The organism is Streptomyces sp. NBC_00597 (genome assembly GCF_041431095.1).
Classification (GTDB): Bacteria; Actinomycetota; Actinomycetes; order Streptomycetales; family Streptomycetaceae; genus Streptomyces.
In genome coordinates this window covers 1,076,084-1,090,541 of record NZ_CP107757.1, presented here as the reverse complement: position 1 = coordinate 1,090,541, position 14,458 = coordinate 1,076,084, and the positions used below count along the sequence as shown (strand labels likewise).

General features: G+C 72.2%; 11 protein-coding genes. 3 read left to right on the top strand and 8 right to left on the bottom strand.

Going from position 1 to position 14,458, the window contains the following annotated elements; genetic code table 11:
- Positions 1-174: 174 nt before the first annotated feature.
- Both OG974_RS04600 and OG974_RS04595 read left to right on the top strand, forming a co-directional pair.
- A complete protein-coding gene (locus tag OG974_RS04600) occupies positions 175-1,293 on the top strand; it encodes a PP2C family protein-serine/threonine phosphatase (protein ID WP_328764399.1) in 1,119 nt (372 codons plus the stop codon).
- A gap of 185 nt (positions 1,294-1,478) precedes the next feature.
- A complete protein-coding gene (locus OG974_RS04595; protein WP_327285870.1) occupies positions 1,479-3,032 on the top strand; it encodes an alpha/beta hydrolase in 1,554 nt (517 codons plus the stop codon).
- 24 nt (positions 3,033-3,056) lie between these two features.
- Here OG974_RS04595 and OG974_RS04590 read toward each other — a convergent pair whose 3' ends face one another.
- From OG974_RS04590 to OG974_RS04575, 4 genes are all read right to left on the bottom strand, one after another.
- A complete protein-coding gene (locus OG974_RS04590) occupies positions 3,057-3,500 on the bottom strand; it encodes an SRPBCC family protein (protein ID WP_371645461.1) in 444 nt (147 codons plus the stop codon).
- Positions 3,501-3,590: 90 nt separating this feature from the next.
- Entirely contained in the window at positions 3,591-4,919 is a 1,329-nt protein-coding gene (locus OG974_RS04585; RefSeq protein ID WP_327279673.1) for an MFS transporter, read from the bottom strand.
- Positions 4,920-4,925: 6 nt separating this feature from the next.
- On the bottom strand, positions 4,926-5,339 hold the full coding sequence (locus OG974_RS04580) for a PaaI family thioesterase (protein ID WP_328764398.1): 414 nt from the start codon (positions 5,337-5,339) through the stop codon (positions 4,926-4,928).
- Positions 5,340-5,616: 277 nt separating this feature from the next.
- Positions 5,617-7,641: an FAD-dependent oxidoreductase gene (locus OG974_RS04575; protein WP_371645458.1), complete on the bottom strand. Its 2,025-nt coding sequence runs from the start codon at positions 7,639-7,641 to the stop codon at positions 5,617-5,619.
- A gap of 190 nt (positions 7,642-7,831) precedes the next feature.
- On the opposite strand from OG974_RS04575, the gene OG974_RS04570 reads away from it, so the two are divergent.
- Positions 7,832-8,545 (top strand): alpha/beta fold hydrolase, encoded by a 714-nt coding sequence (locus tag OG974_RS04570; protein ID WP_371645456.1) that lies wholly within the window; start codon positions 7,832-7,834, stop codon positions 8,543-8,545.
- Between the two features lie 189 nt (positions 8,546-8,734).
- On the opposite strand, the gene OG974_RS04565 is transcribed toward OG974_RS04570, so the two are convergent.
- The 4 genes from OG974_RS04565 to OG974_RS04550 all read right to left on the bottom strand — a co-directional run bounded on the left by OG974_RS04565 (position 8,735) and on the right by OG974_RS04550 (position 14,399).
- The gene (locus OG974_RS04565) at positions 8,735-9,586 is read right to left on the bottom strand and encodes a GNAT family N-acetyltransferase (RefSeq protein ID WP_371645454.1); all 852 of its coding nucleotides are present in this window, start codon (positions 9,584-9,586) and stop codon (positions 8,735-8,737) included.
- Positions 9,587-9,595: 9 nt separating this feature from the next.
- Positions 9,596-12,625, bottom strand: coding sequence for an alpha-mannosidase (locus OG974_RS04560; RefSeq protein WP_371645452.1), 3,030 nt, complete (start codon positions 12,623-12,625; stop codon positions 9,596-9,598).
- A gap of 65 nt (positions 12,626-12,690) precedes the next feature.
- Positions 12,691-13,509 (bottom strand): carbohydrate ABC transporter permease, encoded by an 819-nt coding sequence (locus OG974_RS04555; RefSeq protein WP_327279667.1) that lies wholly within the window; start codon positions 13,507-13,509, stop codon positions 12,691-12,693.
- Entirely contained in the window at positions 13,506-14,399 is an 894-nt protein-coding gene (locus OG974_RS04550) for a sugar ABC transporter permease (protein WP_327285869.1), read from the bottom strand. The genes OG974_RS04555 and OG974_RS04550 overlap by 4 nt, the downstream gene beginning before the upstream one ends.
- Positions 14,400-14,458: the final 59 nt, after the last annotated feature.

Below are 14,458 nucleotides of genomic sequence, written 5' to 3'. Positions count from 1 at the left end.
TGGGCCCGCTCGGTCTCCACGCCCCGGGTCCGCCCGGGGTGTCTCCCATCCTCTCTCCACTCCCCCGGACCGGCAGCGCAGCCGCCCGTCGATACGGCCGTACGACGGACCGGCGGGCGGGCACACCGCCCGTCCGGGTGCGCGGGAACGGGGAGCGCGGTGTATCCAGGAGTCATGGACCATCGGCCGCCGCATCCGAGCCATCGCCACGTCGGCGAGCCCCGCCTGCCGCTGCTGGCGGTTCCCTTCGGTCTGATCGCGGTCGTGACGGTGGTCGACGTCCTGGCGCCGCCCGATGTCCACCTGGGGCCGTTCCTCGTCGCGGCCCCGGCGATCACCGCCTCGTTCGCCGGGCCGCGGATGACGGGGTTCGTCGGCGCGGTGGCCGTGCTGGCCCAGGTAACGGTGGCGGTGTCACGGACGACCGCCACCGATCTGAATCACACCTTCCAGATCATTGCCCTGGTGTTGATCTCGGCCTTCGTCACGTTCTTCGCACACCTGCGCGAGGTCCACGAGAAGCAGCTGATCCAGCTCCGCTCGGTCGCCGAGGCGGCACAGGAGGTGGTCCTGCGCCCGCTCCGCGACCGGATGGGCCCGCTGCGCCTGGCTTCCGTCTACCTCGCCGCAGAGGCCGAGGCCCAGATCGGCGGGGACCTGTACGCCGCCATCCGCACCCCGCACGGCACCCGGCTGATCATCGGCGACGTCCGCGGCAAGGGCCTGGAGGCGGTCGGGGACGCCGCACTCGTGCTCGGCGCCTTCCGGGCCGTCGCTCACCGGGCGGCGGACCTGCCGACGCTGGTCGCCGACCTGGAGGCGGCCGTGGCCGCCGACCCGGACGGCGCGGGCGAGCCGGCCGGCGAACCCGGCGAGGCGTTCACGACGGCGGCGGTGGTGGACGTCCCCGATCAGGAGATGACGGTACGGCTCATCAGCTGCGGCCATCCACCGCCCCTACTGCTGCGCGGCGGCCGGGTCGTCCCCCTTGAGGTGGACCACCCGGCGCCGCCGCTGGGCCTGACGCAGTTCGTGGACACCGGCTTCGCCCCGCAGTCCTTTTCCTTCGAGCCGGGCGACATGATCCTGCTGTACACGGACGGGGTCATCGAGGCCCGTGACTCCGCCGGCGCCTTCTACCCCCTGCCGGAGCGCGCCGCCGACTGGCCGGGCGACGGCCCGGACGCGCTGCTACGGCATCTGTGCGCGGACCTGCTGGCCCATTCCCCGGGCGGCAGCCTGGGCGACGACGCGGCGATGGTCGCCATCGAGCGCGTCAGCGGCCGCTCCTGACCCGGCGCGTCCCGCACTCCGGACCATCGACGCCAACTCCGCGCGCGTGTCGGCCAGTTGTCCGGATTTGAGCTCGTTCGTGAGAAGCATACGGACCGACCCTCCGGGATGATTCGCCCGGGGGCCCTCGTACAACAGGGTGGTGAGGCCATCGAATTCACGGAAGGAAACGGCTCTTCGTGAACATGAAACGCCTCGCACCCATGCTCGCCGCCGCCGGACTCATCGCCACCACCGTCCCCCTGCTCTCCGCGACCGGGGCCTCCGCCGCCCCGGCCGCCGAGTACACGCCGCAGAAGCCCGCGTGGCAGCGGTGCAGCCCCGACCGGCCCGCCGCGTACGAGTGCGCGACGATCAAGGTGCCGCTCGACTACCGGCGCCCCCAGGGACGCACGATCGATCTCGCGATATCGCGGATGAAGAGCGAGAACCCGGCCAAGCGGCACGGCGCCATGCTGCTCAACCCGGGCGGCCCGGGCGGTTCGGGGCTCGATCTGCCGCTGATGATGGACGAGTTGATGCCCAAGGACGTGCGCGACCAGTACGACCTCATCGGCTTCGACCCGCGTGGGGTCGGCGCCTCCACCCCGATCACCTGCGGGCTGACGGACACCGAGCAGAACATCGACCGGCCGTACAAGGAGGAGACGTTCCAGGCGGACGTGGCGTGGGCGCGCACGGTCGCGGAGAAGTGCCGCGAGAAGGCGGGCTCGGTGCTGCCGTTCGTCACCACCCGCAACAGCGCGCGCGACATGGACGCGATCCGCGCCGCGCTGGGCGAGAAGAAGATCTCGTACGTCGGCTACTCGTACGGCACGTACCTCGGCGCGGTGTACACGCAGATGTTCCCGAGCCGCAGCGACCGCATCGTGCTGGACAGCGGCGTGGACCCGCAGCGCATCTGGCGGGGCATGATCCAGGTGTGGGCGACGGAGGCGGAGCCGGCGTTCAAGCGGTGGACGCAGTGGACGGCCGAGCGCTCGACCGAGTACGGGCTCGGCGCCACCCCGGACGCGGTCTCCAAGACCTTCTGGGACCTCGTGGCCCGGGCCGACCGGGAACCGATCGAGTTCGAGGGCACGAAGCTCACCGGTGACGACATCCGCACCTCTCGGGCGCTGTTCTTCTACCCCTCGCAGGCGGCGCCCCTCGTCAAGGCGCTCAAGGACGCGGCCGACGGGAAGCCCGTCACGCTCACCCCGTCCCAGCGGGAGCTGCTCAAGCCGGCCGCCGAGCCCGCTTCGGACAACGGGACGGCCGTGTTCCTGGCCGTGGTGTGCGGGGACACCGAATGGCCGCGCTACCCCGAGCAGTACGAGCGGGAGGCCGCCAAGGACAAGGTCAAGTACCCGCTGTACGGGGACTTCGCCTCGAACATCAAGCCGTGTGCCTACTGGCAGCGGCCGATCGAGCCCCCGACGGCGATGAAGACGAAGACGAACGTACTGACCGTGCAGAACGAGTGGGACTCCCAGACCCCGCTGGTCAGCGGCCAGGGCCTGCACAAGGCGCTCAAGGGCTCGCGGATGGTGCTCGCACAGGGCGGTGAGGGCCACGGCGTGTACCTCGTCGACCCGAACTCCTGCGTCAACGCCCCGGTCAGCTCCTACCTGACGACGGGCAAGCTGCCCGCAGAGGACGTGACCTGCCGGGCGGCGCCGGGCGCCGGCGAGCGCCGGGCGGAGATCGCCCCGCCCTCGCCGCAGCGCTTCCCGACCCTCACCGACGGGAGGTTCTGACCCTTCCCGGGCTCCGGCCGCCGCTCAGGACGCCTCCACGGCGGCCTTGATGCGGCGGCCGAAGTCCGGTGCGTCCTTGCGGGCCGCGCTCAGTGCGAAGCCCACGAGCAGCTTCCCGAATCCGTGTCCTTCGAGCGTGTTGAAGATGCGGACCCGGGTGCGGTCACCAGGGAGGGCCTCGAAGTCGTAGCCGCCCTCCGCGGTGACCAGGTTCCTGCTCTGCTCCGTCCAGCGGATCAGCCGCGGCGGCTCGAAGGCGGTGATGCGGAACTCGCGGCCGGTCTTCATCCCGGCGTCCTTCACCGTGCTGCGGAAGACCGTGCCGACACCGGTCTGACCGTCGGGGGTCCTGCTGATCTCCTGGACCCGCGGGCTGAACTTCGGGTCGTTGCGGCCGTCGGCCAGGTAGGCGAAGACCTCCCCGACGGGCCGGTCGATCTCGGCGGTGGCCTCGAACTGTCCGGACATGGCTGCTGCTCCTCCGTACGCTTCCCCCGATCCACGATCGCAGACCGGCCCCCTCCGCGCGCGGCGCGCGGAGGGCCGTGCGGGCTGGTCTCAGGGGCGCTCCGGGCGCCGCGGGGCGTCGACCGCAGCGCGGGCCGGGGAGCCGGCCACCACGTCCCGGGCCGGGGCGGCCGTGACCCGGCTGCCCCGCAGCGGGGTCAGTAGCCCCGCACCGACGATGAGTAGGCAGAACACCCCGGCGGCCACGCTGACCGCCGGGACCCCGTACCGGGCGGCCAGTACGGTGAGGGCGGCCGCGCCCACCGGGCCCGATGCGTTGTGGACGGTCCAGAAGGCGGAGGTGACCCGCCCGAGCAGCGGGTCCGGGGTCACCTCCTGGCGCAGGGTCATCGAGCAGACCCCGCCGAGGGTCATCCCGAACATGAACACGGCGGCCAGTAGGGCGATCACCGGCAGGCTGTGGCTGACGCCGGTCCCCGCCACCGCCGCGCCGACCAGGGCGACGGAGCCCAGCCAGCAGGCGCCGAACCCGAAGACCCTGCGCAGGGGCGCGGCGGCGAAGGCCGCGCCGACGACGCCCAGGCCGCTCGCGGCGATGACGTAGCCGACGGTGGCCGCGTCCTGGCCGAGTTCGTGTTGGATCCGGTAGACCAGCAGGTCGGTGGCGCCCATGGTGACGAAGGTCAGGAGCGTGAGCAGGACGGTCAGCGGGCGCAGCACGGGGTGGCTCCACAGGAAGCGGAAGCCGACCACGAACATCTCCCGCAGCTTTGCGGGTTCGGCGGCGCGCGGCTTCGCAGCGGGCGGCTCGGCGGCGGGCGGCTCGGCGGATCCGTCCCGCTCGAAGGCCACCCACCGCAGGCTCACGGCGGAGACCAGGAAGGTCGCGCCGTCCACCCCCAGTCCCCAGTCCGCGCCCACCCCGGCGGCGAGGAAACCGGCCGCCGCGGGCCCGCACAGGGTTCCGACGGCGAAGGTGCCCATCAGCCGGCCGTTGGCGGCGGTCAGGTCATCGGCGCGCACCAGGCCGGGCACCGCGGTCACGTACGCCACGTCGAACAGCGTCTTCAGGGCGGTGACCAGTGCCGTCAGTACGTACAGCACCCAGATCCGCGGCCCGGCCAGCCAGATGAGGGGCACGGCGCCCAGCAGCAGCGCCCGTACGAGATCGCAGGTGATCATCAGACGGCGCCGGTCCGTGCGGTCCACCACGTGTCCGGCGAACACCCCGGTCACGATGCTGGTGACGCCCGTGACGACCGTGATCAGGCCCATCTGGACGACGGACCCGGTGGCGTCGTAGACCAGCAGGGGCAGGGCGAGCAGCGAGATCGATCCGCCGAGGACCGACAGGGCCTGGCCGAGCCAGAAGACGTTGAAGTCCCGGTTGCGCCAGAGCGAGGAGTGGTGGGCCGGCACCCGCGCTCAGCCCAGCAGGGCGTAGACGGTCGACGCCGTGGCCGCCGGTTCCTGCGCGCCCTCGGGGGTCATGGTGATGTCGGCGAAGGCCATCCGCTTGCCCAGTTTGGTCACCCGGACCTCGATCAGCACGTCCGCGGCGAGCACCGGCCGCTGGAAGCTGGTCGACTGCTGGACGGTGGTCATCGGCCCGTACGCCCCGCGCGCGGCGGAGATCGCGATGACGGTGGCGGTGTCGGCGGCAGCCATCAGCGCCTGCCCGGACAGGCCGCCGCCGTCCCTGACCAACGCCTCCGACCAAGGCAGCCGCAGCACGGCGTGCCGCTCGCCGGTCTCCTGGACGGTCAGCCCGAGGGCGAGCACCCAGGGGGCGAAGTTGTCGGCGAGGATCTTGTCTGCGTCTGTGGGTGTCAGGGTCACCCGGAGATTGTGGCGGCCCGCCCCGGGCCGCACAACACCATTGATCCGTCAGGGCAGTACGCGCTCCGGCCGGTCCGGCGCACCGACGTCGGCCCGAGCTTCGGCCCCCGGCCGAGGACCAGTGCCGGGGGCCGCTGCCAGACGGCCAGTGCCGGGTGGCCAGTGCCAGACGGCCGCTGCCGGGACGCCGGTACCGAGACGCCGGTACCGAGACGCCGGTACCGGGACGCCGCGCCCGCACCGCGGTGGCGGTGCGGGCACCGGCTCCCGGCGCGGGTCAGAGGCTCGCCGCCAGTTCCGTGCCCTGGCGGATCGCCCGCTTGGCGTCCAGCTCGGCGGCCACGTCGGCGCCGCCGATCAGGTGCGGCCGTCCGCCGGCCGCGAGCAGGGCCTCGTACAGGTCGCGGCGCGGCTCCTGGCCGGTGCAGAGCACCACCGTGTCGGCGGGGACGAGCCTCTGCTCTCCGTCGACGGTGATGTGCAGGCCCTCGTCGTCGATCCGGTCGTACGTGGCACCCGCGACCGAGACGACACCGCGGTGCTTGAGCTCCGCGCGGTGGATCCAGCCGGTGGTGGTGCCGAGGCCGGCGCCGACCTTGGTGGTCTTGCGCTGCAGGAGGTGGACCTGGCGCGGGGGCGCGGGCCGCTCGGGCGCGGTGAGGCCGCCGGGACCGGTGTACGCGGTGTCGACGCCCCAGTGGCGGAAGTACGTCTCGGGGTCCTGGGAGGCCCCCTCGCCGCTGTCGGTGAGGAACTCGGCGACGTCGAAGCCGATGCCGCCGGCGCCGACGACGGCGACGCGCTCGCCGACGGGGGCGCCGTCGCGCAGGACGTCGAGGTAGCTGACGACGTTGGCGTGGTCGACGCCCTCGATGTCGGGGATCCGGGGGGTGACGCCGGTGGCGACGACGACCTCGTCGTAGCCCTGGAGCGTCTCGACGTCGGCGCGGGTGCCCAGACGGACGTCGACGGCGCGTGCTTCGAGCTGGGTGCCGAAGTAGCGGATGGTCTCCTCGAACTCCTCCTTGCCCGGGATGCGGCGGGCGATGTCGAGCTGTCCGCCGATGTGGCCGGAGGCCTCGAAGAGGGTGACGGTGTGGCCGCGTTCGGCGGCGGATACGGCGCAGGCGAGCCCGGCCGGGCCGGCGCCGACGACGGCGACGCGCTTCTTCAACTGCGTGGGCGAGAGTACGAGTTCGGTCTCGTGGCACGCGCGCGGGTTGACCAGGCAGCTGGTGATCTTGCCGCTGAAGGTGTGGTCGAGGCAGGCCTGGTTGCAGCCGATGCAGGTGTTGATGGTCTCGGATCGGCCCGCGGCGGCCTTGGCGACGAAGTCGGCGTCGGCGAGGAAGGGGCGGGCCAGCGAGACCAGGTCGGCGCGACCGTCGGCGAGCAGTTCCTCGGCGATCTCCGGGGTGTTGATGCGGTTGGTGGTGACGAGGGGGACGGAGACCGCGCCCATCAGCCGCTTGGTGACCCAGGTGTACGCGCCGCGCGGGACGGAGGTGGCGATGGTGGGGATGCGGGCCTCGTGCCAGCCGATGCCGGTGTTGATGATCGTGGCGCCGGCGGCCTCGATCTCCTTCGCGAGGTGGACGACCTCGTCGAGGGTGGAGCCGCCGGGGATCAGGTCGAGCATCGAGAGGCGGTAGATGAGGATGAAGTCCTCGCCGACGGCGGCGCGGGTGCGGCGGACGATCTCCAGCGGGAAGCGCACGCGGTTCTCATAGGCGCCGCCCCAGCGGTCGGTGCGCTTGTTGGTGGCGGCGGCGATGAACTCGTTGACCAGGTAGCCCTCGGAGCCCATGATCTCGACGCCGTCGTACCCGGCGAGCTTGGCGAGGCGGGCGGCGCGGACGAAGTCCTCGATGGTGCGCTCGACATCGATGTCGGTCAGCTCGTTCGGGACGAAGGGGCTGATGGGGGCCTGGATGGCGCTCGGGGCGACCAGGTCCTTGTGGTAGGCGTAGCGGCCGAAGTGGAGGATCTGCATCGCGATCTTCCCGCCCTCGGCGTGCACGGCCTCGGTGATCACCCGGTGTTCGGCGGCCTCTTCCTCGGTGGTGAGGCGGGATCCTCCCTCGAAGGGGCGGCCGGCGTCGTTCGGGGCGATGCCGCCGGTGACGATCAGGCCGGCGCCGCCGCGGGCGCGCTCGGCGTAGAAGGCGGCGAGGCGCTCGAAACCGCCCGCGTGCTCTTCCAGGCCGGTGTGCATCGAGCCCATGATCACGCGGTTCGGCAGGGTGGTGAAGCCGAGGTCCAGGGGGCTCAGCAGGTGCGGGTACCGGCTCTGGGAACTCATGAGGGGCGCCTCCTCGCGCGGGGGTGATGAACCTGTTCTAGCGAGGAGGTGGAGGTTTTGCAACTAGGTGCATAACCGGGAACGGGTCCCCGCGATCACCGCCGCCGCCCGGAGCCCGTAACCCCGGGGCCGGGCCGCCGCCCCCTGTGGCGCAGTTCACTGCCGCCCCCGCACGGGTAGCGTCTGCCGGATGATCACTCAGCACACGGTGACCGTGAACGGGATGCGCCTGGCGTACGAGGTCTCCGGCCCTCCGAACGGCGACCCGCTGCTCCTGCTGCCCGCGCTGGGCGAGTGCGCGGGCGACTGGGCCCCCGTACGGGAGGTCCTCGACCGGGAGCGCCGGGTGTACGCCGTGGACCTGCGCGGGCACGGCCGCAGCGACCGGCCCGGCGACTACTCCCTGGAACTCATGCGGGACGACGTCCTCGGCCTCCTCGACGCCCTCGGCCTGGACCGGGTGGACCTGGTCGGCCATTCCATGGGCGGGGTCGTGGCCCACCTCGTCGCGCAGGCGCGGCCTTGGCAGGTGGTCCGGCTGGTCCTGGAGGACGCCCCCGCGCCGCTGCCGCGGGAGGCGCGGGCCCCGGTCCGCCCCGAGGGGGAGCTGCCCTTCGACTGGGAGATGGTGCTCGCGGTCCGCGCCGGGCTCGACCGGCCGGACCCCGCCTGGCTCGCGGGCCTGGGGCGGATCACGGCCCCGACCCTGGTGGTGGCGGGCGGCCCGACGAGCCACGTACCGCGGGAGAGCATCGCCGAACTGGTCCGCCGCATCCCCGGCGCCCGCCTGCACACCATCCCTGCGGGCCACCTGATCCACGCGACGGCCCCCCGCGAATTCAACGCGGTGCTCACGGAGTTCCTCGGGGACCCCCGGACGCCGGAACGGCCCGGCGTTCGCTGACTAGGGTGAGAAGGCCACGGGACCTCGGCGCGAGCCTTCGCCGAGGTCCTCGCAACGACCGCGGGCGGCTGGCACCCGGGGCGCCGGAGCCGCCGCGCACCGTACTGGCCGCCGGACAGCGCAACCACCACCGCTGCCCGGGGGCCTGGAGGGCCGCCGCGGGCACCGGCGGGGGCACCGGCGGGGGCACTACAGGTCGATCGAGCGGTACTCGTCGAGCACCGTGAAGCCGGTGCTGTCGTACAGCCGCATCGCGACCTCGTTGCCGCCGAAGACGTTCAACATCATCGCCTCGTCGCCGCCCTGCCGGGTGGCCCACGCGCCGACGGCCATCGCGGACCGGCCGTAGCCCCTGCCGCGGTGCTCCTCGTACACCTCCAGCGAGAAGCCGAAGGTCACGCCCGGCAGGAAGCCGTGGTTCACCCAGCCCGTGCCGACCACCTCCCCGCCCACCTCCATCGCGTAGAACGCGTGGCCCGGCGTCCGGTAGCCCTGCGGGAGGTGGCGGGCGAAGTCCTCGTCGGACTTCGCCTTGGCCTGCTCCGGGGTCAACGCCCCGGCCCGGACGATGTCCGCGACGTACCCCGCCTCCTCCCCGGCGTACCAGCCCGGATACTCCTCCTCGGTGAGCCGGCGGACCGTCAGGCCCGCCGGCAACTCGGGCCGCTCGACCACGGCGCGCATCCGGTTCTGCCCTCGTACGGGGTAGTCGGCGAACGCCCCCGGCCCGCCCGTGAGCCGCACCTCCACCCGCTGCGCGCCGCGCTCGGCGCACCACCGCTCGGCCCACTCGCGCCCCCGCGGCACCGTCAGGTCGTGGATCCGGCCGACGGTCGCCCCGTTGTCCTGCGTCACCTCGACCGCGATCCAGCCGGTGCCGTCCGTGGCCACCGTCCAGTCCTCGACCCCCCGTACCGCCCGTTCCAGCAGGGCACGGGCCAGCGGCTCCGAGCATCCGGCGGCCCGGTACCCGTCCAGTACGCGGGCCTCGAACCCGTTGCGCCACGCGTCCCGGTCGGGGGCGGTCTCGATCCCGTTCATCCGGACAGCCTACTCACGGGGGCGGCACAGGCGGACCGTGACGATCTGGAACGGACGCAGCGTGAGCGAGGTGGTGCCGTCCGGGGCCGGCGCGCCCACCGCCGAGCCGTCCAGGGGGCGTTCCAGGAGGTCGCTCTCGACCGCCGCCGTGATCGGGAAGCCCGGTGCGAGGGTGGCCGTGGCGCGGCCGCCGCGGGACTCGTAGAGGCGGACGATCACGTCGCCGCTGCGGTCCTCGGCCAGTTTGACCGCCTCGACCACCACCGCGTCCTCGTCCACCGCGACCAGCGGGGCGACCGGGCCCGCGCCGGGGACCACCCGTTCCGGCAAATTCAGCGCGTGGCCCTCGCGCACCGCGTCCGCGATCTGCGCGCCCGGCGCCAGCGAGAAGCGCAGGGTGTGGGCGCCCTGGTCGGTCTCCGGGTCCGGATAGCGCGGGGCCCGCAGGAGGGAGAGGCGGACGGTGGTGGTCTGTCCGCCGTCCGGCCGCACGTCGCGCGTCACGTCGTGGCCGTACGTGGAGTCGTTGAGGACCGCGGTGCCCCATCCCGGCTCTTCCACGTGGATCCACCGGTGCGCGCAGATCTCGAACTTGGCCGCCTCCCACGAGGTGTTGGTGTGGGTCGCCCGGTACACGTGCCCGAACTGGGTCTCGGAGGCGGACCGTTCGGCCTTCACGTCGAGCGGGAAGGCGGCCTTGAGGAACTTCTCCGTCTCGTGCCAGTTCACCTCCGTCACCATGTCCACCGTCTTGGCCCCGGCGCGCAGGGTGATCGACTGGACGGCCGACGAGTGGCCGAAGGACCTGCCGATGCGGACCGTCACCGCGTCCGGTCCGGCTTCCACCACCGCCGGCGCGTCCGCCCCGACGAGGTCGGTGACGCTGTTGCGGTAGAAGGCGTCGATGTCCCACGCGTCCCACATGTTCGGGAAGTCGGGGTGGATCTGGAGCAGGTTCGCGGCCTGCCCCGGCGCCACCGCCTCGCGGCGCGCCTCCAGGTCGTACGCGGACACGATCAGTCCGCGGCCGTCGACCTCCACCAGCAGCCGCCCGTTGGCCAGGACGTACCCGCCGCCGTGCCGCTCCTCCACGGTGACCGGCTGCCCCGTCCCCTGCGGCACGCCCGCGCCGCCCGCCGGGATGCCGCGCCGGGCGTGCGGGGCGCAGTTGAAGACCAGCTCGGTGGTGCCCTCCCCGGCCAGGGCCAGCTGGGCGGCCAGGGCGATCCCGCGCAGCTCCTCGCGCACCTTCGCGTACGTCGCGCGCGCCTCGCGGTGCACCCAGGCGATGGACGATCCGGGCAGGATGTCGTGGAACTGGTGGAGCAGCACTGTCTTCCAGATCCGCTCCAGGTCCTCGTACGGGTACCCGTACCCCGGCACCCGGACCGCGGCGGTGGCCGCCCAGAGCTCGGCCTCGCGCAGCAGTGATTCGCTGTGCCGGTTGCCCTGCTTGGTCTTGGCCTGCGAGGTGTAGGTGCCGCGGTGCAGCTCCAGGTACAGCTCGCCGGCCCAGACGGGCGCGTCCGGGTACTCGGCGAGCGCCTTCTCGAAGAACGCGTCGGGCCGTTCGATCTCGACGCGCGGGGAGCCTTCGAGGTCCCGCTGCCGACGGGCCCGGGCCAGGTGCTCGCGGGTGGGGCCGCCGCCGCCGTCGCCCCAGCCGAAGGGCACCAGGGAGCGCGAACCCCGGCCCTTCTCGCGGTAGTTGCGGGCGGCGTGTGCCAGCTGCGTGCCCCCGAGATCGCTGTTGTAGGTGTCGACGGGCGGGAAGTGGGTGAAGACGCGGGTGCCGTCGATGCCCTCCCACCAGAAGGTGTGGTGCGGGAAGGCGTTCACCTGCGACCAGCAGATCTTCTGGGTCAGGAACCACTTCGAGCCGGAGAGCTTCACGATCTGCGGCATCGCGGCGGTATACCCGAACGAGTCGGGCAGCCACACGTTGTGGGTGTCGATGCCGAACTCGTCCAGGAAGAACTTCTTCCCGTACAGGAACTGTCGGGCCATGGCCTCGCCGCCGACCATGTTGGTGTCGGACTCCACCCACATGCCGCCGACCGGCACGAACTGCCCGTCCGCGACCTTCTTCTTGACCCGCTCGAAGAGCTCGGGCCGGTGCGTCTTGATCCAGTCCAGTTGCTGCGCCTGCGACATCGCGAAAACGAACTCGGGGTGCCCGTCCATCAGGTTGACCACGTTGGACGCGGTCCGGGAAACCTTGCGGACCGTCTCGCGCAGCGGCCACAGCCACGCGGAGTCGATGTGGGCGTGGCCGACCGCGCTGATCCGGTGCGCGGAGGCGTTGGCGGGGGCGGCGAGCACCCGGGCGAGTCGCGAGCGGGCGGTGGCCGCCGTCCCGGGGACGTCGTCCAGGTCCACCGCGTCGAGGGCGGTCTCAAGCGCCCGCAGGATCTCGTGGCGCCGTGCGTCGCCCTCGCCGAGCTGCACCATCAGGTCGTGGAGGACCTCCAGGTCCTGGACGAGTTCCCAGACCTCGGTCTCGAAGACGACGAGGTCCATCCGGGCCAGCCGGTACAGGGGCTCGTCACCGCTGGTCTGCAGGTCGCCCTCGTACGTCGCGCGGTGGTCGACCAGGACGGGGTTGGAAGCGGCTTCCACGTACCACTCGACCCGCTCGCCGCCGGCCGCCGCGTCGGCGACGCGCACCCAGTCGTTGTACGGGTTGAGCGCCTTGACCACCGACCCGTCGCAGGTGTGGACGAGCCCCTCGCACTGGAAGCCGGGCATCATCCGGTCGAAGCCCAGGTCAAGGACGGCTTCGACCGTACGGCCGGCCCACTCGGCCGGGACGGTGCCGGTCACCTTGAACCAGGTGGTGCCCCAGGCCGGGCCCCAGCCCTCGCCGATCGCGCAGGGCCCGTACGGGGCCGCCAGGCCCTCGGTGACGGGCACGGGCTCGCCCGGGGCCTCCCAGCGCCCGATCTCCAGGGCGACCGGGCGGGAGTGGACGGCGGGCTTGATGCGCTCCTTGAGGACCCGGCGCAGGCGGTGTTCGGTGATGCTGCGGTCGTCGTGCATGACGGCTGCTCCAAGGGGAGGGAGGTCGCGAACGGCAGGAAGGGGGTGGGGGCGCGGGCGGGGGCTCAGGTCTTGACGGCTCCTTCGCCCACTCCCTTGAAGAAGAAACGCTGGAGGGCGAAGAAGAGCAGCATCATCGGCAGGAGCGCCGCCATCGCGCCGGCTGCGATGATCCGCTGGTCGTTGGTGGTGGAGGCGCCGGCCAGGGTCTTCAGACCGAGCTGGAGGGTGTAGTGGTCGCTGTCGGTGAGCACCAGCAGGGGCCACAGGAAGTCGTCCCAGGCACCCATGAAGCTGGTGATGCAGACGACGGCCAGGGCTCCCTTGGCGGCGGGGAGGAAGAGCCGGGTGAAGCGGGTCCACTCGTTGGCGCCGTCCAGGACTGCGGACTCCTCCACCTCCTTGGGCACGGCGAGGAAGGCCGAACGCATGACCATGATGTTGAGGACGGAGACCGCGCCGGGCAGCCACACGCCGATGAGGGTGTCGACCAGGCCCATCTCGCGGACCGTCAGGAACATCGAGATCATCACGGACTCGAAGGGGAACATGAGGGTGGCCACCAGCACCGTGAAGACGGTCTTGCGGCCCTTCCACGCGGCGCGGGAGAGTGCGTAGCCGCCCATCGCGGCGAACAGCACGTTCGAGGTGATCGCGAGGACGGCCACGACCAGGGTGTTGCCGACGTACTGCAGGAGCGGGAACGAGTCGGCGACCAGGACGTAGTTGTCGAGGGTGGGCCGCGCGGGCAGCACGCCGTCGTACACGTTCTCGGTGCGACCGCGGATCGAGGTCAGGAACTGCCAGACGATCGGCCCGAGCATCACGACGAGCATCACGACCAGAGTGGCGTACCGGGCGGCGAGCCCGATCCGGCGGCTCACCCCTCGTCCCCCCGGGACAGGCGGCGGCCCAGCAGGCTGAAGGCCAGCGTCAGCAGGAACAGCAGGATCGAGATGGCCGAGGCGTAGCCGGTCTCGCCGGAGAAACCGAGGCCGACCTGCCGGATCAGGAAGGGCAGGGTGCGGGCGCCGCCGCCGGGGCCGCCGCTCTCGCCGCCGAGGATGTAGATCTCCGTGAAGACGCGCAGTGCGGAGATCGCGGAGAGCGTGCCGACCAGCAGCATCATCGGCTTCACCTGCGGGACGGTGATGCTGAGGAAACGGCGGACCGGGCCGGCGCCGTCGAGGGCGGCCGCCTCGTGGAGGGAGGCGGGCACGTTCCCGAGCGCGGCCAGGTAGAACACCATGTAGTAGCCGAGTCCCTTCCACACGGTCACGATCATGGCGGAGACCAGCAGCATGGTGCTGTCCGTCAGGAACGGAACCGGCTCCGAGACGATGCTCAGCTTCAGGAACACGGTGTTGACGAGCCCGTCGCTGCGCAGCACCCACTGCCACATCAGGCCGACGACCACGGCCGAGGCGATCACGGGCGTGTAGAAGGCGGAGCGGAAGAACCCGATGCCGGGGATCTTCGCCTGCACGAGCACGGCGAGTGCGAGCGGCAGGAAGACCAGGCACGGCACGACGACCACGAGGTAGAGGACGCTGTTGCCGGTGGCGACCCAGAAGTCGGGGTCGGCGAAGGCCCGGGTGTAGTTGTCGAAGCCGACGAAGGTGCCGCCGCGCAGGATCTGCGCGTCGGTGAGGGACAGGATGACGGTGTTGACGAACGGCCAGAGGCTGAACAGCGCCACCATCACCAGGCCGGGTGCGAGGAAGAGGTAGGGAGTCCACCACGTGCGGTGGACCAGCCCGGTCTCGGCCTCCATGGCCGCCAGGGCCTTGCGGCGCCGCCGGCGGGCCGCCCGGTCGCCGGGGGCGGCGGGAT

Bases quoted from the DNA above. Each gene is read 5' to 3' on its own strand.
- OG974_RS04600 (WP_328764399.1), top strand. From the start codon at position 175: ATGGACCATCGGCCGCCGCATCCGAGCCATCGCCACGTCGGCGAGCCC.
- OG974_RS04595 (WP_327285870.1), top strand. From the start codon at position 1,479: ATGAAACGCCTCGCACCCATGCTCGCCGCCGCCGGACTCATCGCCACC.
- OG974_RS04590 (WP_371645461.1), bottom strand. From the start codon at position 3,500: ATGTCCGGACAGTTCGAGGCCACCGCCGAGATCGACCGGCCCGTCGGG.
- OG974_RS04575 (WP_371645458.1), bottom strand. From the start codon at position 7,641: ATGAGTTCCCAGAGCCGGTACCCGCACCTGCTGAGCCCCCTGGACCTC.
- OG974_RS04570 (WP_371645456.1), top strand. From the start codon at position 7,832: ATGATCACTCAGCACACGGTGACCGTGAACGGGATGCGCCTGGCGTAC.
- OG974_RS04565 (WP_371645454.1), bottom strand. From the start codon at position 9,586: ATGAACGGGATCGAGACCGCCCCCGACCGGGACGCGTGGCGCAACGGG.
- OG974_RS04560 (WP_371645452.1), bottom strand. From the start codon at position 12,625: ATGCACGACGACCGCAGCATCACCGAACACCGCCTGCGCCGGGTCCTC.
- OG974_RS04550 (WP_327285869.1), bottom strand. From the start codon at position 14,399: ATGGAGGCCGAGACCGGGCTGGTCCACCGCACGTGGTGGACTCCCTAC.